Origin of the sequence: Pedobacter nutrimenti (genome assembly GCF_032678445.1) — a bacterium.
GTDB classification, from domain to species: Bacteria; Bacteroidota; Bacteroidia; order Sphingobacteriales; family Sphingobacteriaceae; genus Pedobacter; species Pedobacter nutrimenti_A.
The window spans coordinates 209305-231649 of sequence record NZ_JAVTSQ010000003.1 but is presented as its reverse complement, the minus strand read 5'-3'; the positions used below and the strand labels follow the sequence as shown (position 1 = coordinate 231649).

Genomic DNA, 22345 nt, shown 5'->3' with positions numbered 1-22345 from the left:
AAAAAAGCCTTTCTTAAAATAATAAACGACAATCTGACAGCATGTCGTCGCGGAAATATTAATTATGTGTTGAATCCTATATTTTCAACTCTTGTGCCAAAGCAAAGGTAAGGGGTTTATCATGCTAAAAAGGCAGTGTGTAAAAATTATTTCACAGCCAATCATATTTTTGCTTATTCAGCGTTAAAGAAATTAATATTTGCAAATGGTACAATAGTTGTCTGAAGTTTACCTTTGATTTTTATATCTTTATTTTTTAATTAAAATTTAATGAATTACCTAAAACAAGCGATCTTCCTTTTAATTGTTTTTTCTACAGCAACATCTATGGCCCAAACTGGCGGCTATGATAAGTTAGGTATGCAGGCCATGATGAAGGGTGATTTTAAGGGTGCGGTGAGCCAGTTGGAAAAAGCGGATGTAAAAAACCCGAATAACGCAGAGGTATTGAAAATGCTGGGGTATTCTTACTTTCAGTGCGGGGATTTTGAAAATGCAATATCCACCTATACCAGGCTTATTGCATTGAAGCCATCAGAGTACTCTGCTTATTATTACAGGGGAAAGGCCAGACAGAATATTGCCAATGACCCCAAAGAATCCTTAAACCAGATGCGCGATAATTTCTATGTCTCGGCAATTAAAGATTTTACGAAGGCCATTGAAATTAGTGGGGAAGAAAATGCACAATTGTTGCAAAACAGGGGCATTGCCTATAAAGACTATGCCATCTTCAAATCTTACAAGGTGAAAAAAACTACGGAGAAAACAGCATGTATTGCTTTATTCAATAATGCAACTTCTGATTTTCAGAAGATTTTAATTATACAGCCACAAAGAAAGGACATTTTGTCTTTAGTGGATTATGTAAAAGCCCAGATAGTCAGTCTTAAATAAGAGAAACAACTCAACAGCAAAAGGGCGGTATTTGTAAAAAAAAATACCGCCCTTTTGCATTAATCATCTTTTGTATAACCTAGAATTTTCCGGTAATTTTATACGCCTTCGCATTCAGTAATTTAATATGTTGCGTTTTACTGATCTGGTATAGGCTATCAGGATAATATACCAGCGTATCGACTGATTTATATAGGTAATTAGTCGTGTTCTGTAAGATTTTAATACCAGTAACCTGATCACCTGCTCTATACACAAGAACCTGCTTTACAGGAATCTTATCTTCTGTATTTACATACAATTCCTCGATCTTTGTTTTTGTTACTTTAAAAGCACCTTTCCAGGCCGATTTGTTAATATCAGCATCTGAAAAGACAGAAAATTCCCTGTTCCAGTCAGCAATGCTCACCTTTTTCTTCTCTTCAGCGCCATTGACCACAACAGTTTTTTCAACAAGAGGCTTCGCTTTATTTAAGCGAAGCGCCTCTTGTTGAAAATAATGCTGAATATTAAAATACTTATCTTCTACATGAGGGTTTGGGGCAGATGGATGACAAGCCGCAAGAAACCCTAAGGAAGAAAGTAAAAACAGATGCTTCTTCATCAGATCAGGTAATTTCCAGTCATGATCTCTGGTTTAGGAATTCCCATTAATTTTAAGATTGTTGGGGCAACATCGCCAAGTTTTCCATCTGCAATAGACGTATAATCATTGTCTACCAGAATGCAGGGTACCAGATTGGTGGTGTGAGCAGTATTTACCGAGCCATCCTGATTGATCATAAATTCTGAGTTCCCGTGATCGGCCAGGATGATAAAAGAATAACCTTTTTCCAATCCCTTGGTCACTACGGCTTCTGCACAACGGTCAGCGGTTTCTACAGCTTTAACTACTGCGTCGAATACACCGGTATGGCCAACCATATCAGGGTTTGCAAAGTTCAGACAAATGAAATCGGCCCAGCCCGTTTCCAACTCCTTTACAATGGCGTCGGTAATGCCCTGTGCGCTCATTTCCGGTTGCAGATCATAAGTGGCAACTTTAGGAGATGGGATCATAATACGTTTTTCATTCTCGAAAACCTGCTCCCTGCCTCCAGAAAAGAAGAAAGTTACATGTGGATATTTTTCTGTTTCCGCAATCCTAATTTGGTTTTTGTGGTGTTTTTCCAAAACCTCTCCCAATGTCTCACTCAGATCATCTTTAGTGAAGATTACCTTAACGTTTATGAAATTCTCGTCATACGTTGTCATTGTCACATAATACAATGGCAGCTTATGCATATTAAATTCAGCATAATCCTGCTGGCATAGCGCAGAAGTGATCTCACGTCCGCGGTCTGTTCTATAATTGAAACAGATCACTACATCATCCGGCTGTATTGTTGCGGTAGGAGAGCCGTCTGCCTTTGTAATGACAATAGGTTTTACAAATTCGTCTGTTACACCATCTGCATAGGAATGCTCAAGTGCCCCAGCTGCATTTTGTGTAGCTTCGCCAACACCTTTTGTCAGCAAATCATAAGCTTGTTTTACCCTTTCCCATCTGGAATCCCGGTCCATTGCATAATAGCGACCAATCATACTGGCCAGCTGGGCAGAAGATTTTTCAAGATGAGCCTGAAGATCCTTAACAAAGCCAAGCCCTGAATTGGGGTCGGTATCCCTTCCATCGAGGAAAGCATGTACAAATACTTTTTTTAATCCTTCTTCATCTGCAGCATCGCAAAGCGCTTTAAGATGGTTGATATGCGCATGAACGCCACCGTCAGAAAGCAAACCTATGAAATGGACAGCTTTGTTATTTTCTTTTGCATAATTAAATGCATCTTTGAGTACAGGATTAGAAAAGAGGCTCCGGTCGCTGATTGCCTTATTGATTCTGCCCAGTTCCTGATATACCACACGTCCTGCACCCAGGTTCATATGCCCAACTTCTGAATTTCCCATCTGGCCGGCAGGTAGGCCTACAGCTTCACCTGAGGCTTCCAGTTTAGAGTTGGGGTATTTTTTTAATAAGGAATCAAAGAAAGGGGTATTTGCGGCATAGGCGGCATCAGATTTGTCCTGTTTACCATAACCCCAGCCGTCCAGGATCAGAAGCATTACTTTTTTATGTTCCATCAGCATATTTTAGTTAAAAATCTTGTCTTATTTTAGATGAACAAATATAAGTCTATTAGGGTTTTAAAAGGCACTTAATTGCAATTTATGATCTATTAATGGCATAGTTTATGTAGGACTGGGGATTATAGATTAATTGAGATGATCAGATTTTTACTTCCGGTGCTCGTTTTTGTTATGCCTTTTCTTCCTTCTTCGCTATTTCAGGGGGATTTTGTTGATGAAATGTCTGCTCTGTTTAAAGCAGGAAACTCCAGGGAGATCGCTAAAAGTTTCAGTTCGTCTGTTGAGTTAAGTCTGATTAATGAGGAAGATGTCTACTCAAAACTACAGGCAGAACAAATTTTAAGAGATTTTTTCACCAAACACCCGGCTGTTAATTCTACCGTTGTACATCTCATTAATACGAACCCCAATATCCGGTTTGGAATTCTTTCTTTAATCACAAAAAATGGGAAATTCCGGGTTTCTATAACGTCCAAAAAAACGGCTAATGTCTTTTTAATCACTTCTTTGAGAATAGAAGCAGAGAAATAAATAAAACAATTTAGGTAAAAATGCTATTTTTGGTTTAAAATTGATGATTTGGACAAGCATATAATAGACCTATTTATAAAAAATGCTATCGCTGAAGATTTAGGCGATGGAGATCATACTTCACTTTCAACCATTCCGGCCGGAGCTTTAGGAAAAGCAAAATTACTGATTAAAGAGGATGGCGTGCTTGCAGGTGTGGAACTTGCGCTCGAAATATTTAATCAGGTAGACAAGGACTTAAAAGTCGAGGTCTTCATAGAGGATGGTGCACAGGTAAAATACGGAGACATCGCTTTTACTGTAGAAGGAAAAACACATTCCATACTGCTGGCAGAAAGATTAGTGCTTAACTGTATGCAGCGAATGAGTGGTATAGCTACAAAAACCAACCGTGTTGTCCAGCTTTTGGAACCTTATGCTGCGAAAATACTGGATACCAGGAAAACTACACCAGGATTACGCTATCTGGAAAAATGGGCAGTTAAAATTGGTGGAGGTGTAAACCATCGGATTGGGTTGTATGATATGATCCTGATCAAGGATAATCATGTAGACTATGCCGGCGGTATCGTAAATGCAATCCATGCTGCAAATGATTACCTGGAAAGAACTGGTAAAAAACTGGAAATTGAGATAGAGGTCAGAAACCTTCAGGAATTGGATCAGGTATTGCAAACCGGACATATTAACCGCATCATGCTCGACAACTTCAGCTTTGATGATTTAAAAACAGCGGTTAATACGATAGATCACAGATATACAACAGAAGCCTCCGGAGGCATCTTGGAAGAAAATATAACTCAATATGCAGAATGTGGTGTAGATTACATCTCTATGGGAGCACTTACGCATTCGGTTAAGAGTTTAGATATGAGTTTAAAAGCCTTTTAGAATATGATCTCTATCTATTCTATTTCAGCGGTGCTGATTGCCTATCTTTTTGGTTCTATACCCACCGCAGTATGGCTTGGCCAGGCATTTTACGGAGTGGATGTTCGGGAGTATGGAAGCGGGAATGCCGGAGCGACCAATACCTTTAGGGTTCTTGGTAAAAAAGCTGGCATAGCCGTGATGACTATAGACATACTGAAAGGATATACAGCAACTAAATTAGCCTATTTTATCGGTCTGTCTGTGACCGGACCACATAATTCCTCCCAGTTTATCAATTATGAACTTGCCCTCGGTGTTACAGCTGTTATGGGGCACTTATTTCCTGTTTTTGCTGGTTTTAGGGGAGGAAAGGGGGTTGCTACTCTTTTTGGAATGATTTTAGCAGTTAACTTTCCAGCAGCTTTACTTTGCGTTCTGGTCTTTGTTGTCGTCCTGCTGGTCACTAAATACGTTTCGCTCAGTTCTATATGTGCAGGCTTTACCTTTCCGCTGGGAATTATATTTATATTTCATTCCAGCGTGAAGTCAGAAGTGTTGTACGGAATGTGTGTTTGCATACTGATTTTAGTGACGCACCAGAAAAATCTGGAGCGACTCCTAAAAGGCAAGGAATCTAAAGTATATCTGTTTAAAAGGAAATAAATTATGAAGAAATTTCAATTGATAGGTGTTGCTGCAATCGCAGTAATGGTTGGGTATTCCTGTTCAACAGTACCGCTTTCCGGACGTAACCGCTTAAGTTTTGTGAACGAGAGCGAGATGCAGACGGCTGCTGCACAGAGTTACACTACATTGCTGAAAGATCCTCAAACCAAAGTACTGAACAATGCCGATGCCGCAAGGGTAAAACGGATCGGACAGAAAATTGCATCAGCGGTTACAAAATACATGACGGCTAATGGTTATGCCGAACAAATACAAGGTTTCAATTGGGAATTTAACCTCATTGACAGTAAGGAATTAAACGCCTGGTGCATGCCCGGAGGAAAAGTAGCGGTTTATTCCGGTATTTTGCCGGTAACCAAAGACGATGCAGGCCTTGCCACGGTAATGGGACATGAGATCGCCCATGCGGTAGCCAGACACTCCTCAGAACGTGCTTCCAAAGCAGCTGTCGCTCAAGGTCTGGGAGGTCTATTAGGTGCAGCGACAGGAAACAGTTCACAAGCCACGCAGCAATTGATCAGTCAGGTTTATGGAGTGGGTGCACAAGGCTTTTATCTGCTTCCAAACTCCAGAACGCAAGAACTTGAAGCAGATCATTTAGGTTTGATCTTTATGTCTATGGCGGGTTATAATCCTGCAAATGCAGTAAGTTTTTGGCAAAGAATGGCTTCAGCAAGCCAAAGTGGTCAGAAACCGCCTGAGTTTTTAAGTACCCACCCGGCCGATGAAACCAGGATTGCTCAAATTCAAAGAGATCTGCCAGAGGCACAACGCTATTTTAACTCCCCAACGGGCAAACCCAACAAATAACTAAGGAGAATTAATTTACAACATTAAAGGGCTGGTTTCAGCCCTTTAATGTTTCTATGATGGCCGAAGCCTTTAGTATACATTCTTCATATTCTTTTTCCGGAACAGAGCTGTACGTAATGGCTCCCCCCACCTGGAAAGATAAATACTGCTTTTTAGCCTCGTATAAAATGCTTCTGATCACGACATTGAAGTCAAAATCTCCATCTGGATTGATATAGCCTATGGAACCTGAATAAGCCCCTCTTTTACGGCATTCCTGTTGCTCAATAAGCGCCATCGCCTTGATTTTTGGTGCGCCAGTCATAGAGCCCATTGGAAATGTATTTCTGATGGCATCGATAAAATGCAATCCGGGGCGAAGCTCGCAGGTGATGGTCGAAATCATCTGATGCACCTGCGGAAAGGAATAGACTCCAAACAACTCCTCCACTTTAACTGTTCCCGGAAGGGCGCTTTTAGTCAGGTCGTTACGGACAAGATCTACAATCATTACATTTTCTGTCTGCTCTTTCAGATCCTCCTTAAGCAGGCTCTTAATTCTTTGATCTGCCTCAGGATGATGACTTCTGCGGGCTGTGCCTTTAATGGGCTGGGAAATCAGGGTCCGACCCTTTTTGGATAAAAATCTTTCCGGACTTGCAGAAAGGATATATTGTTCACCGATCTTAAAAAAGCCGGCAAATGGAGTAGGAGAGATGTTAATCAGTTTTTCATACACCGCAACTGGATCTATAGCGGCATGTTCAGCAAAAAATTCCTGGCAAAAGGTCACTTCATAGATATTTCCCAGGTGGATATGGCGCTGCAATTCTTCTACCTTATCCAGGTAGGTTTGTTTGCTCATTCTGCTTTCAATCTTTTGCTCAAAAGAGGCTTTAGAAGGATGGAGCTCTTGTTGTAGGATTTCCTGTAAGATTTCCGGGTTTCCTAAAAGCACCTCTGGCCGGGCATCTTTAATGGCAATCAGATGTTCGGGAACAAAAAAGAAAAGATCAGGAAAATCCAGGGTATCCGGGTTTTCTGAATGAAGATTTTCGACCTCGTTCTTAAGGTCATAACCCAGTAATCCAAACATCCAGTTCTGATGCTCCTCATAAAAATCCTTTAAACTATTAAATGCCATGCCGCTGGATATACGAAGTTGCCGTCTGGCACCTGCCGCAATCAGCAGATCAAATTTCTGATACTGATCCGTATAGCCATTGGAATCAAGTATGCAGCAAACATCAAAGGAACTTGCCCATGCAAGTGCTTTCTGTTTAAATAAAAGGTCTGGTCTCCTCATTGGTCGGCCAAAGTTAAAACAAAAAAAGGCACCACAGGGGTGCCTTTTTATATAAAAATGTAATATTTAGTTCAGCTCTAAAGTTTGAACCCTGTCCGGACCTACAGAAAGGTATTTTACAGGCACTTCCAGTTCCTTTTCCAGGAAAGCAATATATTCGCTCAGTTTTGCAGGAATCTCTTCTACCTTGCTCACTTTAGTAACGTCAGTTTTCCAGCCCTCAATAGCCTTTAAAACAGGCGTAGGCTTAACAGAAATGATGTCATAAGGCATATAGTCAATGGTTTCCCCATTGTGCTCATAATGCGTGCAGGCATAAATGGTATCAAAACCATCTAATACATCCGCTTTCATCATAATCAGTTCAGTTACCCCATTCAGCATAATAGCATACTTCAATGCCGGAAGATCAATCCAACCGCAACGACGGGCACGGCCTGTTGTTGCACCAAATTCATGTCCAACCTGACGTAAAGTTTCGCCAATTTCATTTTCCAGTTCCGTAGGGAAAGGACCACCTCCTACACGGGTACAGTATGCTTTAAAAATACCAAATACATGTCCGATTTTGTTTGGAGCAATACCTAAACCTGTACATGCACCTGCAGTAGTGGTGTTAGAAGAGGTTACAAAAGGATAAGATCCGAAGTCAACGTCCAGTAAAGTACCCTGAGCACCTTCTGCCAAAACAGTTTTTCCTTCTTTCAGGTAAGCATTCACAAAATGCTCACTGTCTACATGAGGAATAGATTTAATGAACTCAATGGCTTCAAAGAAAGCAGCCTCCTTTTCGGTAAGATCGTACTCAAAGTCATAGTGAGACAAAATTTCTTTATGTTTCTCCACCAGTTTGTTGTAGCGGTCTTTGAAATCGGGTAAAGTAGTATCCCCGATACGTAAACCATTGCGGCCGGTTTTGTCCATATAAGTTGGACCAATACCTTTAAGGGTAGATCCAATCTTGTCCTTACCCATTTTTTGCTCATTTGCAGCATCCAGTAACTGGTGGGTCGGCAATATTAAATGTGCTTTGCGTGCAATAACCAGTTTGCCTTTTGCAACAGGATCGTGTCCGGCAGCTTTAAGGTTATCTAATTCTCTTTTTAAGATGATAGGGTCAATTACAACACCATTACCAATCAAATTCATGGTTTTCTCATTAAAAATACCTGAAGGAATGGTATTCAAAACAAATTTTTTGCCATCAAATTCTAAAGTATGGCCGGCATTTGGTCCGCCTTGGAAACGAGCGATCAAATCATATTGTGGACTAAGAACGTCAACAATTTTACCTTTGCCCTCGTCGCCCCATTGCAGGCCAAGAAGCACATCTACTTGCGTCATTATTTTAATTTAAGAAAATATTATAATTGGATATTTATTAATTAGCATGTTCTGTTTCAGCCTTTTCATTTACCGCCGATTTTGCTTTGCAGTCAAAGCAAACACCGTAAAGGTTTAAAGAGTGGTGCTTGATGTCAAATTTAAGCAACTCTCCAACCATACTTTGGATCTGGTGAATCCGCGGATCACAAAATTCAACCACTTTACCACAATCAATGCAGATGATATGGTCGTGCTGATGATAGCCATACGACTTTTCAAACTGGGCCATGTTCTTGCCAAACTGATGTTTGGTCACCAGATCACAGGATACCAATAATTCCAGTGTATTGTACACCGTAGCCCTGCTTACCCTGTATTTCTGATTTTTCATATGGATATAGAGGGTCTCTACATCGAAATGATCATCTCTTGAATAGATCTCTTCCAGTATAGCAAAACGTTCAGGTGTTTTTCTAAGTGCTTTATTTTCGAGGTAGGCTTCAAATATTTTTCTAACCAACTCGCTGTTGTGATTTGTAGACATAGTTTTCAAACTCCTTTCAAAGGTATCATTTTTCTAAATAAAACTTAGGATTTATTCCTAATTTTAGGCATCAAAGCGTGTCACTCCGGTTACGCCCCGAACTTCCAGTAAATTTTCAATCAGTTTATCTAAGTGCTCTTTATCATTTACATAGATCATAATCGAACCATCAAAAATTCCATTATCCGTGTCTACAGTAATAGAACGCATGTTTACTTTGAAATCGTTCGAAATAACCTTAGTGATATTATTGATTAAACCCACGTCATCAATTCCAATAATGTGCAGGCCGGTCAGGAAAGTCAGTTCTTTCTGACGGTTCCATTTTGCTTTTACAATCCGGTAACCATAGTTGGCCATCAGTTGCGCGGCATTCGGACAATTGGTCCGGTGGATTTTGATGCCCTCGCTCACGGTCACAAAACCAAAAACATCGTCTCCGGGGATTGGATTACAACATGCCGCCAGGTTATAATCTATCTTTTGCAGATCTTCCCCAATTAACAGGATGTCAGATTCCGGACCTTTTACCTTGCTCAGCAACGCTTCAATCTGCTGATGATCATTTTTTTCCGATGTCCCACTGCGGTTCTCAATTTCCTTCTCTGCAGCCAGATAATCTTTAAGGTCTTTCAATTCTATTTTGCCATTGGCAATGGAGATGAACAGCTCCTGGGTCGAAGGTAATTTAAAGAAATAACTCAGTTTGTTCAGGTTATCCGTGTTGTAAGTGATCTTCAGCGATTTTAATTTGCGCTCCAGGATCTCCTTACCCAGTTCGGCAATCTTTCTCTTTTCCTCTTTTAAGGAAGATTTTATTTTAGACTTGGCTTTTGCGGTAACCACAATGTTCAGCCAGTCTTCTTTGGGGACCTGTTTGCCAGAGGTGATGATCTCTACCTGGTCACCATTTTGTAGTTTATGGGATAAAGGAACCAGTTTGTGGTTCACCTTTGCTCCGATGCATTTTGCACCAACATCTGTATGGATCTCGAAAGCAAAATCCAGTGCGGTAGCACCCAAAGGCAATTGCAATAAAGCACCTTTAGGTGTAAAAATAAAGATCTCATCAGAGAACAGGTTCATTTTGAAATCATCCAGAAAATCCAGTGCATTGGCTTCCGGATTGTTCAGCATTTCCCGTACTTTCATGATCCACTGATCCAGGCCATTGTCGTTGCTGGACTCTTTGTATTTCCAGTGGGCGGCAAAACCCTTCTCTGCAATTTCATTCATCCGCTGCGTACGGATCTGAACCTCCACCCACTGACCTTTAGGTCCCATTACCGTGGTATGGAGGGATTCATAGCCATTTCCCTTCGGCGATGACACCCAGTCGCGCAGTCTGTCGGGATTCGGCCGGTACAGATCGGTTACAATGGAATAGGCTTTCCAGCAATCCGCTTTTTCATGCTCAGGCGGACTGTCCAGGATGATCCTGATGGCAAAAAGATCATATACCTCTTCAAAAGGGATATTTTTCTTTTTCATCTTGTTCCAGATGGAGTGGATGGACTTAGGTCGTCCAAAAATATCGGCCACCAGACCCTGTTCTGCCAGAATCTCATTGATGGGCTCCACAAATCTCTTGATAAAAAGGTTCCGCTCCGCTTTTTTCTCGTTCAGCTGGGTGGCTATATATTTGTATGTATCCGGCTCCAGATATTTCATAGACAAATCTTCCAGCTCAGATTTAATGGCATAAAGTCCAAGTCTGTGTGCCAGCGGTGCATAGAGATAAATGGTTTCAGAAGCAATCTTCAATTGTTTCTGCCTTGGCATAAAATCCATGGTCCGCATGTTGTGCAAACGGTCGGCAAGCTTAATCAGGATCACCCTTACATCATCTGCAAGGGTCAGGAGCATTTTTCGGAAATTTTCTGCCTGGAGCGAACTGTTGTAGTCAAAGACACCCGAGATCTTGGTTAAGCCATCAATGATTTTGGCCGTTTTCTTTCCAAATTCTCTTTCAATATCCTCAAGGGTAATGTCTGTATCTTCAACAACATCATGCAGCAGGGCGCAAACAATAGAAGTGGTACCCAATCCAATTTCCTCTGCGGCAATCTGGGCCACAGCAATAGGATGGTAGATATAAGGTTCTCCAGATTTCCTCCTCATATTTTTATGGCTTTCCAGGGCCATATCAAATGCTTTCCTGATCTCTTTTTTATCCCCTCGCTGTAATGTTGGCTTACACGCACGCAAAAGGGCCCTGTATCTCTTCAGGATTTCCTTTTTTTCTGCTTCCAGATCTATCACCAATGTGTTCTTCATTTGTAGGTTCTTTCTTTTTTATTCTACAGAATACCACCGGTATAAACGCTGCATACTGTGTGTTTTCAGCTTTGTTCCGGTGGTATTCAATTGTATTTTTTTCGTAATAATTACTGCGTGTTTTCCGTTAAAACGCTATATTAGTTAGTTAGGTGGCCATCACCTTTTCTGAGCACAAAATTAGAAGTTCAGATGGAACCTAATATATAAAATTGCTTTAACTTTGCAGGAGTATAAATTTATGAAATTTTATAGGTTATTTATTCTGTTAATTGTCATTATTACAGGCACTACTGCAAGGGGCCAGGAGACAACTGCGCCGGTAAAAATGCCGGTGCTGGGAAAGAATGATACCATTAAAGTAGCCGGAACCAATGTAGACGGGGAAATGATTCCCTGGATGTCGCTTAAAGAGGTGGTGATCTATGGCGAACGGATTTTTAAAACACCAGAAGAGCGCACAGCTTTTAACCGCTTAAGGTATAATGTACTGAAGGTAATGCCTTATGCGTTGTTTGCCAAAAGACGCTATGAACAATTGGAAAAAGATCTGGCCCTAACTTCAGATAAGAAAGAGCAAAAAAAGCTGGTCAAAGCCTGCGATCAGGAAATCAAGCAAATGTTCAATAAAGAGATCAAAGAACTGACCATTACCCAAGGACAGATCTTAACCAAGCTGGTAGACCGCGAACTTGGAAGGACAACTTACGATATTGTCAAACAAACCAAAGGCGGCTTTACCGCATTTTTATACCAATCTGTGGCCAGAGTAGTCGGTCACAATTTAAAAAGTACATACAGCCCAAGCGAAGACCGGGATATAGAATCCATCATCATTTCTTCTGGCTATTATCAATAAAACCTAATGACCGATCATTCCAAAAGTATCCATCAGTTTAAGGCGAAACTCCTTAATGGTTTAGAAAAGAACCTCTCCGCTTATAAAGATAAAGTCCTGCTGGTGGTCAATATTGCCTCTGCCTGCGGTTTTGTTCCACAGCTTAAAGAACTGCAGGAGTTACGGGCAGAGTTAAAGGATAAAGGATTTGAGATCCTTGCCTTTCCTTCCAATGATTTTGGAAGGCAGGAGCCGCTGGAAGGGGAGCAGATCAGTGAATTCTGCCAGGTTAATTACGGTGTTGAGTTTCCGGTCTTTGAAAAGATCATGGTCCGGGGCAATCAGGCACATCCCATTTATAAATTTCTTTCAGACAAAAAACTCAACGGGAAGATGACCTCTACCCCCCGCTGGAATTTCCATAAATACCTCATCAATAAACAGGGAGAAGTAGTCGACTACTTTTTTCCTTTCACAAAGCCCATGTCTTCTAAGGTGAAAAAGAAGATCATGCGTTTGCTATAAAAAACAGATTACATTATGAAGCTAGATATACTGGTTTTTGCCGTACATCCCGACGACGCCGAACTGGGCTGTTCAGGGACGATATTAAAACATATTGCCCTAGGAAAAAAAGTAGGCATTGTAGATTTTACCCGAGGAGAGCTGGGCACACGCGGATCAGCAGAACTCCGGGACGAAGAAGCCGCCAACTCTGCGAAAATCCTTGGGCTGCATGCCCGGGAAAACCTCCGTCTTAAAGATGGATTTTTTAAAAATGATGAGGAACACCAGCTGGAACTCATTAAGATGCTCCGCAAATACCAGCCTGAAATCGTATTCAGTAATGCTCTTCAGGACAGACACCCGGATCATGGAAGGGCAGGAGACCTGGCCAATGATGCTTGTTTTTTATCCGGATTACCAAAGATCATAACGGAACTGGATGGAAAGGTGCAGGAAGCCTGGAGACCGAGATTGAATTTTCAGTACATACAGGACCATTACATCAGGCCAGACATTATTGTGGACATTACGCCTTATATAGAAACCAAAATTGCTTCTATCAAAGCCTTTAAAACACAGTTTTTCAACCCGGATCACCAGGAGCAGGAAACTTATATTTCCTCGCCCGAATTTTTTGAGAGTGTCATAGGGCGGGCCAGAGAATTTGGCAAATCGATCGGAGCCACTTACGGTGAAGGTTTCACCAGCCGTAAATTGCTGGGCGTAGACAATCTTTTCGATTTGAGATAAATCCAACAAAAGTCCATAGTTTCTGTTTTTACTAAAAACAGAAACTATGTCTAATCTTTTCTCCTCTTTAAAAAATGCTTATCGTCTGTTTAAGCATGTAGATTTTCAGAAACTTGAAGAACTCTCCAAAAAAGTTGATCTCCCCAAAGTGGTCGACTCCTTTTCTCATCTTGATGAAACCCAGCTCAACGGCTTAATGAAAATGCTGGGAACTCCTTCAAAAAAAAGAGAATTACCACCAATAGAAGGCGATTTTTATCACCTGGGTGATGAAGCCTTAAAAGATGAAGACCGCGCACTTCAGCTTAAGGTAAGGGCCTTTTTGGAAAAAGAAGTGAAACCTATTGTGAATCAATATTGGCTTAAAGCCGAATTTCCGTTTGAACTGATCCCAAAAATTGCAGAACTGAATATTTGCGGTTTAACTTATACGGGTTATGGTTGTCCCGGGCGCTCCAACTTGATGGAAGGTATGCTGGCCATGGAAATGGCCAGAGTGGATACCTCTATCTCTACCTTTTTTGGTGTCCAGAGCGGACTGGCAATGGGTTCCATCTATCTGTTGGGTTCAGAGGCCCAGAAGCAAGAGTGGCTACCTTCCATGCAACAATTTAAAACCATTGGGGCCTTTGGCTTAACCGAACCGGAGGTAGGTTCAGGTGCTGCAGGAGGCTTAACCACCACTGCTAAACGAACCGGCAATACCTGGGTGCTGAATGGGCAGAAAAAGTGGATCGGAAATGCAACTTTTTCAGACGTCACTATTATCTGGGCAAGAGATCTGGATGATAACCAGGTGAAGGGCTTCCTGGTCAGAAAAGGGGCCAAAGGTTTTGCCGTAGAAAAAATACAGGATAAAATGGCGCTTCGCATTGTACAAAACGGACTGATCACCCTAACCAACTGCGAAGTAAATGAAGAAGACCGCCTGCAGGAAGCCAATTCCTTTAAAGACACAGCTAAGGTACTGCGGATGACCCGGGCAGGAGTAGCCTGGCAGGCTGTTGGTTGTGCAAGAGGAGCTTATGAAAGCGCATTAGCCTATACCCGGACCAGAAAGCAGTTTGGTAAACCCATCGCTTCTTACCAGCTTATCCAAAATCACCTGGTTGAAATGTTGTCTAATCTGACCGCTATGCAAACCCTTTGTTTCCGTTTGTCGCAATTACAAGATCAGGGAATACTGACAGATGAACATGCATCACTGGCAAAAGTATTTTGCTCTATGCGAACCCGTGATGTGGTGAGCCGGGCAAGAGAAGTAATGGGAGGAAATGGTATTTTGCTGGAATACGATGTTGCCCGTTTTGTGGCAGATGCAGAAGCGATTTATTCCTACGAAGGAACCAAAGAGATCAATTCACTGATTGTTGGACGGGCCATAACCGGCTTCTCTGCCTTTGTTTAACAAGAAAAAGCCCTTTAATGATCAAAGGGCTTTTTTGAAAGACTTACAGTACCAATACCAAAATTGCAAGAATAACTCTAGTCCTGCTTTTGTTCATTATAAAGAAGGTAAAATCTGCTCCATCACCGCTATACCCTCATCAATATGTTGTTTTTCTATGCACAAGGCCGGCCTGAAGCGAATAGTCTGATTGCCGCAACCCAGGAACATGACATTTTTATCCATTCCTTTCTGAATAAAAGCATTGCGCATATCCTTTCCCGGGAAATCAAAAGCACATAAAAGTCCCTTACCCCGTACATTGCTGATTTTATCGTATTTGGAAGCCAGTGTATGCAATTGTTCTTTCAGGTATTGTCCAACCTCTGCGGCATGGTCGCAAAGCTGATCTTCCTGTACAATTTGCAAAATTTGAGTGGAACGTACCATATCAACCAGGTTTCCGCCCCATGTTGAGTTAATTCTCGAAGGAATTTTGAACACATTTCCCTCTACCTGATCTACTTTATCCCCTACCAAAATACCACATACCTGCATTTTTTTGCCGAAAGCAAGGATGTCCGGGCGTGCTTGCTCGCTGTAATGCTGATGACACCAGAACTTGCCGGTTAAACCAACCCCCGTTTGTACTTCGTCATAGATCAGGAAAGCCTCATTTTCATCGGCAAGGGTTTTAAGCTGAATTAGAAATTCTTCTCTTAAATGGTTATCACCTCCTTCAGATTGTATGGGTTCAATAATAATGGCGCAAATCTCATCTTTGTTTTCTGCAAAGGCCTGCTTCACCTGAGCTATAGAAATTTCTTCAGTTCGTGCAGCCAGAGCCAGGTTGTCTCCTTCCAGCGGGAATTTTATAGTGGGTACAGATACCCTTGGCCAGTCAAATTTAGCAAACCATTTGGTCTTATCCGGCAGTGTATTCGTTAAACTTAAGGTATAGCCACTGCGGCCATGAAAAGCTTTCTCAAAATGCAAAACTTTAAAACCCTTCTCTTCTTTGTAGCCTTTTGCAAAGTTTTTTTGCACTTTCCAATCCATCGCTACTTTAAGCGCATTTTCCACAGCTAAAGAACCTCCGGCAATGAAAAAAGCATGCGGTAAGTAAGAGGGGATACCAATTTTAGAGAAAGTATCTACAAATTGCGCGTATTGCTGTGTGTATACATCAGAATTTGACGGATTGGCAATGGCAGCAGCCAAAAGATTCTTCTTGAAAGCTTCATCATGGATCATTTTAGGGTGGTTGTATCCCAAAGGAACAGAAGCAAAGCAGGTGAAAAAATCAAGCAGTTTACGTTCATACTTCGCATCATAGATATAGGTACCCTGACTCTTGTCCATATCGTAGGTCATATCATAACCATCGGCTAAAATATGTTTTCCTAGAACTTCATTCACTTCACCTGGTGCTACAGTTAACTGGTACATAGTTTTTATTTTGGTATGTGTCAAATGTAATAAAAACCCCCTAATTAACAAATCTGGGCACTATTTGAACTCAAAAGACAAAAACTAGGTTTAAACTGTTTAAAGTATGATTTTGTAATAGAATCGGTTTTGGTCTAACAAATGTGAATAAATTTTCTTCCTTTATTTATACAAAAAGTCAATTGATTCCGGCTTTTTTTCTCATTTGCCAATCACAATTTGTTTTCTTTGCGTTCCTAAATGCCCTTGCAGATCCGTACCCTCTATAATAAAGGTGTAAGTGCCTGGATTGTCGGCAGCAAAGAAACTTACTGCTGCTTTTCCATGCTGATCAGTGATGATATTGGGTGCCCAAAATACAGTAGAACGGATATCTGTCTGATCTGCCTGACTGTTGGGCGAATATTTTGGCGAATAAAAGGCTTTAGGGAGGGTAAAAGCCATAGGCTTATAAAGATAGGTTCCAACACTCTTTTTTAGGAAGGGGCCTTTACCTCCCCGGGTAGTCACTTCTATGAAGACATGGTCCCAGTGGTGTTCCATTGGATCAAGAAACTGAATAGCATAACTCGTCATGTATTTTCCGCTGATCATTACTTCGATACCTTTAATTTCCTCAGCATCAAAATAATCAAATATATCTTTAAGGTACTGATAACGGGATGCCAGATCTGTGATAAAAAAATCAGTATTTATTCCGTCTACTACCAGATGAACAAAACTGCGATAGACGCTATAATAGCGCAGCCCGGTTTTGGTCGTTCTTACCCCGAAACCCTTTAGGTTCTTATTCAGAAGATCTTCCAGACTTGTCTTTCCTTCTTTTTCCAGCTGTGTTTCATCAATAATCAGATCTGCCTGACCAGGGCCATTGAGGTTTTTGGAATCCTTAATTATTCTTTTCGTTTTGATGATCACTTCCTTCAGCATATTGCCTCCGGTTTTGCGTAACTGCTCTTTCTTTAGATTGACCTGTTTATTTACAGCTAAATAAGTACTGGTATCTATATTGACAAACCATGGCAGTAGCCTTTCATTGACTGGGCTAAACACCGGTGGTTTAAACTCCTCCACTTCAATTCCTACATTAAAGCTTTTGCCCCGCTTATTTTTTGCACTGATGAAAAATGAAGCGGTATCTGTTGGAAAAACACCTTTAAATGTGAAAATTCCCTTATCATTTGTTATGGTATCTAAAATCATTGCTGGCTTTTTTGATATTAAAACAATTTCAGATTTCGCTACCGGCTTGTTAAACATGTTGGTTACTTTTCCTTTAATCAGAAATTCTTCCTCCGAAGGGTAGGAGAACGCTTTAACAGACTTGAGCGCTTCGCTCCAGTCATATCCAGCCCAAGCCTGGCACAACAGCAAGTGGTCCAGATGCTGCCATTTAGCAGATTGCAGGGCGGCATTTTGATAATATCCGGGTTGCTCAATATGTCCTTTCAGATCTGATGACAACAGCAGGTAGCTTAGAATAGATGTTGCGTTAGCGTCTGTTTTTACCTGGGAATCATCGGTTACAGCAAGAGAAAAAGTGCCGGGTACAGGTTTACCTTCTTTATCCCTTACCAGAATGTCTAAAGCCACGCTGTCCCGGGGCCTGTAGCTTGCTTTGTTCATGCTGCACTGGATGTTAAGCTGATCTCCAAGGTCGTTGTAGATCCGGCGTTCATTCCAGGTTCTATGATTTTCGTCGGTCAACAGGAAACGTACAATTCCAGTTGGAAAGATCTTTTTATCCACTTTATAATTGCATACTTCCTTTTTAAGATCAACCGTGGCTCCCCAGTAGACTATATTTCCGGCCATTGCAATCAGGTAATAATAGCGGCTGTTCGTGGCTATACCGGGGCTGGCACGCACCTTCACAATGCAGGAGTCCGCGTTAAACGGGTTAACAATCTGGAGGGTGATTCCCTTTTGGCTCACCTCAGGTAAGGGATAATCTTTAAATGAGCTGTCCGGTAATTTGATTCTGGCCGTGTAAGGTCCGGTATCCTGTGGAACAAAATTGAATGTACCCATTCCAGCATGCTGGGCGTTGAAAGTGGCTACTTCCTGCTGTTGGTTGTTGTATACTTTTCCCGCTATAGCCACGCCATAGCCTTGTTCATTGAGTGCTTTGAAAGCAATTCTTGCAGGCAAGCCGCTAACAAGTTGACCACCCTCAGGAAGGAACTGAAGATCCATCTTTTCTGGTCGATCTAATACCAGAGGCATACTTATCTTACGTTTTTCCTGGCTTTTGCGAAGGTCTTCAATGTTCAGGGAAAGGTTTTTGGCACTGGTTTTCTCTGGCAGTTCAAAATCGAGGTGCAGCTTGCCATCAGCGAGCGTTTCCGTCCTGGTATTTAACAAAGTTCTTTTTTCACCGGTAACAGACAGCCGCATTTCCCTTAAACCCACAGGGAACTGATCAAACTGTTTGATCTGAATGTCCAGTTTTACATGGCGTTGATTGTCTTGCTTTTCAGCAGAGGTCCTGTAGTTAATCAGCCAGGCAGAACTATAATTTGTACCAAGGTAAAATTGTTTTTGGAAAACATAACTTTCCCCAAAATTTCTCATCCAGTTGGTATAAGCCCTCAGGGTATAATTGCCTTCAGGCTTGTCACTGTCCATGGGTATATAGCCCGTCGTCATCCCTTTGTAAACCGGTACCATAATTCTTTGCAAAAGCCGGTTGCTGTCATTGACAAGCTCAAGATAAAGTACTCCGCTTTTTTGTGAATAATTTTGAAGAGAAGCCTGGAGTAAATATCCCTTAAACCATAGCGTGTCTCCAGCCAGATAAGAAGGTTTATCGGTTTGAATATATAATTTTTCCAGAGCAAGGCTATCCGTATTCAGGTTGATATTGGAAAGAAACTGGTTTAGCGGAGATTTTGGAGATAACTGTCCAAAGCTTAAGCCTGGAAAGAAAAGAGGATAGCAAAGGACAAAAAACAAGAAGAGATTTTTTGTTTTCATAATGGAGCGACTATCTGCAGAGTTCAAATCTTTCCTGAAGATATTAAATCCTTTCTAATTAGAAATCATTTTTGTCCGCTCCTTTGCAAATGATCATGGGATTATTTCCTCGGTTCAATTTAGATGAAGACCCTGGTTCCCGAAAAATTCTCCCTGAACTCTTTTGGGGTACAGCGTTTTTTCTTTTTAAATAAACGGTTAAAATTAGAGATGTTGTTAAAACCACAGTTATAGGATATCTCTGCCACAGAATGTGTTGTTTCAATGAGCATCCGGGTCGCATGTCCCAGCCTGATATCGTTCAGACTGTCAATAAAGGTGTTACCTGTCCTCTTTTTGATGAAACGGCTAAAGGAAACCTCGGTCATGCTAACCAGTTTGGATAAGTCTTTCAGATTGATGGGTTTATGGAAGTTTGCATGCATAAATTCAAAGGCTTTGTCGATCCTTCTGCTGTTGTAATTCAGAACCTGATCATTATTGAATGTTGCGTCAGATAAAACACGCATGCTTTTAGAGGTGGATAACTCATGCAGAATGCTAATCAGTTCGAGAACAGAATCAAAACCCTGGAGCTGGTTAATGGCTAATATTCTTTTGTATAGTTTTTCTACGGTTTCTTTAGGGAAAAGTATACCTCTTACTGAACGTTCAAACATTCTCCTGATAAAGGTGAGTTGATTTCTTCTGAGCATTTTGTCATCAAACAGGTCTCTGTGCCATTGGATGGTCACTTCAGTGATTTCCTCACTTTTGCAATAGTGCGTAGTCCATACATGGGAAAGGTTTGGACCCACAAGTACCAGCTCCATGTCTGTAATTTCTTCTATATTATCTCCAACCATGCGCTTTGCTCCTGCAGCATTCAGGATCAGGTTCAGTTCATATTCTTCATGGAAATGAAGTGGGAAATCAAACTCCTTTTTTACCCTGGAAAAGATGGTAAAACAGTCGTTCTGAGTGAGCGGTGTAATTTCTTTAATGATGTTGTTCATAATTAGCAGCGTTCAAAAGTATTATAGTTCAGATAAAAGAACATTATAGGCAATATAAACAAAATGTGGAGCTGTTTAAGTGTTTGAGGTCTTAAAGATCTTGATATTATAAGATTTATATGCTGATTGGTTAAAATAGTATTACTGTTAATGCTAAATTGATGCCTAATTTTAGTTCGTTATTGAATAACCTAAATCACTTACTCAACAAGCCTACACCATGAGATTAACAAGTATTGATCTGTGTATCATTCTTGCCTACCTGCTGTTGACCATTTTTATTGGTCTATGGTATCGAAAAAAAGCAAAAGAAAATAAAGATAGCTATTTAATGGGGGGTAAATCCCTGCCCTGGTATATGCTGGGCTTAAGTGATGCTTCAGACATGTTCGACATCAGTGGAACCATGTGGATGGTGAGCCTTTGTTTTGTGTATGGCCTGAAAAGCATATGGATACCCTGGTTATGGCCGGTGTTCAACCAGGTTTTTATGATGATGTTCTTGAGTAAATGGTTGCGCAAGAGCAACGCCAATACCGGAGCGGAATGGCTGCTTACCCGTTTCGGGATTTCCGGAAAAGGCGTTAAGGGCTCTCAGGTTGTGGTCATCGCATTTGCCCTGATCAGCTGCTTTGGTTTTCTGGCTTATGGTTTTGTAGGGCTTGGGAAATTTATAGAGATTTTTGTGCCCTGGAGCGAAGTGAAGGCCTATGTGCCCTTTGAGCTTTCCGATCGGTATGTACCACATTTCTACGGAATCGTATTCACACTTTTTGCCATGTTCTATTCCATTATAGGTGGAATGCACAGTATCGTTCTGGGAGATGTGATCAAATATATCATCATGACGGTTGCTTGTATTTCTATTGGAATTATTGCCTTTCAACATTTATATGGACAGACCTTAAATGTTCCTAAGGGATGGGACGATCCATTTTTTAGTTGGCGTCTTGACCTCGACTGGAGCAAAATTGCTGCTGAAGCCAATAAAAAGATAGCTGATGATGGTTTTAGCCTGTTCGGATTGTTCTTCGGTATGATGCTGATGAAAGGTGTATTTGCTTCTTTGGCCGGGCCGGCTCCAAATTATGATATGCAAAAGGTACTGAGTACAAAAAGCCCTGAGGAAGCCAGTAAAATGACTGGATTCGTTAGTATTATTCTGTTACCCATTCGGTACTCGATGGTGATGGGCTTAACTGTCCTGGCATTGTTGTATTATAATCAGCTGTATTTAAAAGGACCGGATGGTGTTACTGATTTTGAAAGGATCCTGCCGGCAGCCATCAATACCTTCCTTCCGGTAGGGGTGTTGGGGCTGGTACTTACCGGGCTGCTTGGTGCATTTATGGGAACCTTCAGCGGAACCTTAAATGCAGCTCAGGCCTATATTGTGAACGATATCTACCTTAAATATGTTAATCCGGAGGCCAGTACAACAAAAATCATCCGTATGAACTATCTGGTCGGCATACTGGTGGTTGCCATCGGGGTGATCCTGGGGCTTTTTGTAAAAGATGTGAACACAGTATTGCAATGGATCGTTTCTGGTTTATATGGTGGCTATGTAGCTGCAAACATGTTGAAATGGTTTTGGTGGCGTTTCAATGCAAACGGCTTCTTCTGGGGCATGATGTTTGGAATTGTACCTGCAATTGCTCTGGCCATTTTAAAATCCTTTGGTGTGCTTTCCGGACTGGACCTTTATTATTGGCCTTTCCTATTTATCCTGTCTATGGCTGGCTGTATCCTGGGAACCTACGCCGCTGAACCTACGGAAATAACGGTATTGAAATCTTTTTATACCACCGTGCGGCCATGGGGGTTTTGGAAACCCGTCAACGACCTGGTCCTGGCCGATGACCCCTCGTTTGAGCCCAACCGGAACTTTAAGTTAAACATGTTCAATGTCGTTCTGGGCATTATTGCCCAGCTCTGCCTAACCATTCTGCCCATGTACCTGATCATGATGCAGAAGCTGCCACTGGTGATCACCGTATTGATCCTGGCAGTTATCATCACCGTCCTTAAAAAAACATGGTGGAATAAACTGAACGATTACTAGATATTTATCTGCATC

The 22345-nt window shown here is 41.4% G+C and carries 19 protein-coding genes; 10 read left to right on the top strand and 9 right to left on the bottom strand.

Annotated elements, in window-relative coordinates; translation table 11 throughout:
• Positions 1-270 precede the first annotated feature (270 nt).
• A complete protein-coding gene (locus R2S08_RS06065; RefSeq protein WP_316834301.1) occupies positions 271-897 on the top strand; it encodes a tetratricopeptide repeat protein in 627 nt (208 codons plus the stop codon).
• A 79-nt stretch (positions 898-976) separates the two neighbouring features.
• Here R2S08_RS06065 and R2S08_RS06060 read toward each other — a convergent pair whose 3' ends face one another.
• Both R2S08_RS06060 and gpmI read right to left on the bottom strand, forming a co-directional pair.
• Entirely contained in the window at positions 977-1501 is a 525-nt protein-coding gene (locus tag R2S08_RS06060; RefSeq protein ID WP_316834300.1) for a hypothetical protein, read from the bottom strand.
• Positions 1501-3021: a 2,3-bisphosphoglycerate-independent phosphoglycerate mutase gene (gene gpmI, locus R2S08_RS06055; protein ID WP_316834299.1), complete on the bottom strand. Its 1521-nt coding sequence runs from the start codon at positions 3019-3021 to the stop codon at positions 1501-1503. Before gpmI ends, R2S08_RS06060 begins: the two co-directional genes overlap by 1 nt.
• Before the next feature lie 141 nt (positions 3022-3162).
• Here gpmI and R2S08_RS06050 point away from each other — a divergent pair, with 141 nt between their 5' ends.
• The 4 genes from R2S08_RS06050 to R2S08_RS06035 are packed head-to-tail and all read left to right on the top strand — an operon-like array spanning position 3163 to position 5928.
• The gene (locus R2S08_RS06050) at positions 3163-3558 is read left to right on the top strand and encodes a DUF4783 domain-containing protein (RefSeq protein WP_316834298.1); all 396 of its coding nucleotides are present in this window, start codon (positions 3163-3165) and stop codon (positions 3556-3558) included.
• A 48-nt stretch (positions 3559-3606) separates the two neighbouring features.
• A complete protein-coding gene (gene nadC, locus R2S08_RS06045; protein WP_316834297.1) occupies positions 3607-4449 on the top strand; it encodes a carboxylating nicotinate-nucleotide diphosphorylase in 843 nt (280 codons plus the stop codon).
• A 3-nt stretch (positions 4450-4452) separates the two neighbouring features.
• Positions 4453-5094, top strand: coding sequence for a glycerol-3-phosphate 1-O-acyltransferase PlsY (gene plsY / locus R2S08_RS06040; protein WP_133781696.1), 642 nt, complete (start codon positions 4453-4455; stop codon positions 5092-5094).
• Positions 5095-5097: 3 nt separating this feature from the next.
• Positions 5098-5928: a M48 family metallopeptidase gene (locus tag R2S08_RS06035; protein ID WP_316834296.1), complete on the top strand. Its 831-nt coding sequence runs from the start codon at positions 5098-5100 to the stop codon at positions 5926-5928.
• A 37-nt stretch (positions 5929-5965) separates the two neighbouring features.
• On the opposite strand, the gene R2S08_RS06030 is transcribed toward R2S08_RS06035, so the two are convergent.
• The 4 genes from R2S08_RS06030 to R2S08_RS06015 form a co-directional block, all read right to left on the bottom strand.
• Entirely contained in the window at positions 5966-7216 is a 1251-nt protein-coding gene (locus R2S08_RS06030; protein WP_316834295.1) for an anthranilate synthase component I family protein, read from the bottom strand.
• Positions 7217-7282: 66 nt separating this feature from the next.
• The gene (locus R2S08_RS06025) at positions 7283-8560 is read right to left on the bottom strand and encodes an adenylosuccinate synthase (protein ID WP_316834294.1); all 1278 of its coding nucleotides are present in this window, start codon (positions 8558-8560) and stop codon (positions 7283-7285) included.
• 37 nt (positions 8561-8597) lie between these two features.
• On the bottom strand, positions 8598-9086 hold the full coding sequence (locus tag R2S08_RS06020; RefSeq protein ID WP_108553590.1) for a Fur family transcriptional regulator: 489 nt from the start codon (positions 9084-9086) through the stop codon (positions 8598-8600).
• Between the two features lie 63 nt (positions 9087-9149).
• A complete protein-coding gene (locus R2S08_RS06015; protein ID WP_316834293.1) occupies positions 9150-11363 on the bottom strand; it encodes a bifunctional (p)ppGpp synthetase/guanosine-3',5'-bis(diphosphate) 3'-pyrophosphohydrolase in 2214 nt (737 codons plus the stop codon).
• A 241-nt stretch (positions 11364-11604) separates the two neighbouring features.
• Here R2S08_RS06015 and R2S08_RS06010 point away from each other — a divergent pair, with 241 nt between their 5' ends.
• The 4 genes from R2S08_RS06010 to R2S08_RS05995 are packed head-to-tail and all read left to right on the top strand — an operon-like array spanning position 11605 to position 14866.
• Complete coding sequence (locus R2S08_RS06010; protein WP_316834292.1) at positions 11605-12222, top strand: DUF4294 domain-containing protein; 618 nt, start codon at positions 11605-11607, stop codon at positions 12220-12222.
• Between the two features lie 6 nt (positions 12223-12228).
• The gene (locus R2S08_RS06005; RefSeq protein WP_133781710.1) at positions 12229-12726 is read left to right on the top strand and encodes a glutathione peroxidase; all 498 of its coding nucleotides are present in this window, start codon (positions 12229-12231) and stop codon (positions 12724-12726) included.
• A gap of 15 nt (positions 12727-12741) precedes the next feature.
• Entirely contained in the window at positions 12742-13458 is a 717-nt protein-coding gene (gene bshB1, locus R2S08_RS06000) for a bacillithiol biosynthesis deacetylase BshB1 (protein WP_316834291.1), read from the top strand.
• A 46-nt stretch (positions 13459-13504) separates the two neighbouring features.
• The gene (locus R2S08_RS05995; protein WP_316834290.1) at positions 13505-14866 is read left to right on the top strand and encodes an acyl-CoA dehydrogenase family protein; all 1362 of its coding nucleotides are present in this window, start codon (positions 13505-13507) and stop codon (positions 14864-14866) included.
• A gap of 96 nt (positions 14867-14962) precedes the next feature.
• Here the strand turns inward: R2S08_RS05995 and lat are convergent, their stop codons facing one another.
• The 3 genes from lat to R2S08_RS05980 form a co-directional block, all read right to left on the bottom strand.
• Complete coding sequence (gene lat, locus R2S08_RS05990) at positions 14963-16294, bottom strand: L-lysine 6-transaminase (RefSeq protein ID WP_316834289.1); 1332 nt, start codon at positions 16292-16294, stop codon at positions 14963-14965.
• Between the two features lie 201 nt (positions 16295-16495).
• Complete coding sequence (locus R2S08_RS05985; protein ID WP_316834288.1) at positions 16496-19270, bottom strand: hypothetical protein; 2775 nt, start codon at positions 19268-19270, stop codon at positions 16496-16498.
• 119 nt (positions 19271-19389) lie between these two features.
• Positions 19390-20265: an AraC family transcriptional regulator gene (locus tag R2S08_RS05980; protein ID WP_316834287.1), complete on the bottom strand. Its 876-nt coding sequence runs from the start codon at positions 20263-20265 to the stop codon at positions 19390-19392.
• A 220-nt stretch (positions 20266-20485) separates the two neighbouring features.
• On the opposite strand from R2S08_RS05980, the gene R2S08_RS05975 reads away from it, so the two are divergent.
• The gene (locus R2S08_RS05975; RefSeq protein WP_316834286.1) at positions 20486-22330 is read left to right on the top strand and encodes a sodium:solute symporter family protein; all 1845 of its coding nucleotides are present in this window, start codon (positions 20486-20488) and stop codon (positions 22328-22330) included.
• The last annotated feature ends 15 nt before the right edge of the window (positions 22331-22345 follow it).

Excerpts from the sequence above, each read along its gene's own strand:
- R2S08_RS06065 (WP_316834301.1), top strand. The coding sequence starts at position 271 with ATGAATTACCTAAAACAAGCGATCTTCCTTTTAATTGTTTTTTCTACA.
- R2S08_RS06060 (WP_316834300.1), bottom strand. The coding sequence starts at position 1,501 with ATGAAGAAGCATCTGTTTTTACTTTCTTCCTTAGGGTTTCTTGCGGCT.
- gpmI (WP_316834299.1), bottom strand. The coding sequence starts at position 3,021 with ATGGAACATAAAAAAGTAATGCTTCTGATCCTGGACGGCTGGGGTTAT.
- R2S08_RS06050 (WP_316834298.1), top strand. The coding sequence starts at position 3,163 with ATGATCAGATTTTTACTTCCGGTGCTCGTTTTTGTTATGCCTTTTCTT.
- plsY (WP_133781696.1), top strand. The coding sequence starts at position 4,453 with ATGATCTCTATCTATTCTATTTCAGCGGTGCTGATTGCCTATCTTTTT.
- R2S08_RS06035 (WP_316834296.1), top strand. The coding sequence starts at position 5,098 with ATGAAGAAATTTCAATTGATAGGTGTTGCTGCAATCGCAGTAATGGTT.
- R2S08_RS06030 (WP_316834295.1), bottom strand. The coding sequence starts at position 7,216 with ATGAGGAGACCAGACCTTTTATTTAAACAGAAAGCACTTGCATGGGCA.
- R2S08_RS06025 (WP_316834294.1), bottom strand. The coding sequence starts at position 8,560 with ATGACGCAAGTAGATGTGCTTCTTGGCCTGCAATGGGGCGACGAGGGC.
- R2S08_RS06020 (WP_108553590.1), bottom strand. The coding sequence starts at position 9,086 with ATGTCTACAAATCACAACAGCGAGTTGGTTAGAAAAATATTTGAAGCC.
- R2S08_RS06015 (WP_316834293.1), bottom strand. The coding sequence starts at position 11,363 with ATGAAGAACACATTGGTGATAGATCTGGAAGCAGAAAAAAAGGAAATC.
- R2S08_RS06010 (WP_316834292.1), top strand. The coding sequence starts at position 11,605 with ATGAAATTTTATAGGTTATTTATTCTGTTAATTGTCATTATTACAGGC.
- R2S08_RS06005 (WP_133781710.1), top strand. The coding sequence starts at position 12,229 with ATGACCGATCATTCCAAAAGTATCCATCAGTTTAAGGCGAAACTCCTT.
- bshB1 (WP_316834291.1), top strand. The coding sequence starts at position 12,742 with ATGAAGCTAGATATACTGGTTTTTGCCGTACATCCCGACGACGCCGAA.
- R2S08_RS05995 (WP_316834290.1), top strand. The coding sequence starts at position 13,505 with ATGTCTAATCTTTTCTCCTCTTTAAAAAATGCTTATCGTCTGTTTAAG.
- lat (WP_316834289.1), bottom strand. The coding sequence starts at position 16,294 with ATGTACCAGTTAACTGTAGCACCAGGTGAAGTGAATGAAGTTCTAGGA.
- R2S08_RS05985 (WP_316834288.1), bottom strand. The coding sequence starts at position 19,270 with ATGAAAACAAAAAATCTCTTCTTGTTTTTTGTCCTTTGCTATCCTCTT.
- R2S08_RS05980 (WP_316834287.1), bottom strand. The coding sequence starts at position 20,265 with ATGAACAACATCATTAAAGAAATTACACCGCTCACTCAGAACGACTGT.
- R2S08_RS05975 (WP_316834286.1), top strand. The coding sequence starts at position 20,486 with ATGAGATTAACAAGTATTGATCTGTGTATCATTCTTGCCTACCTGCTG.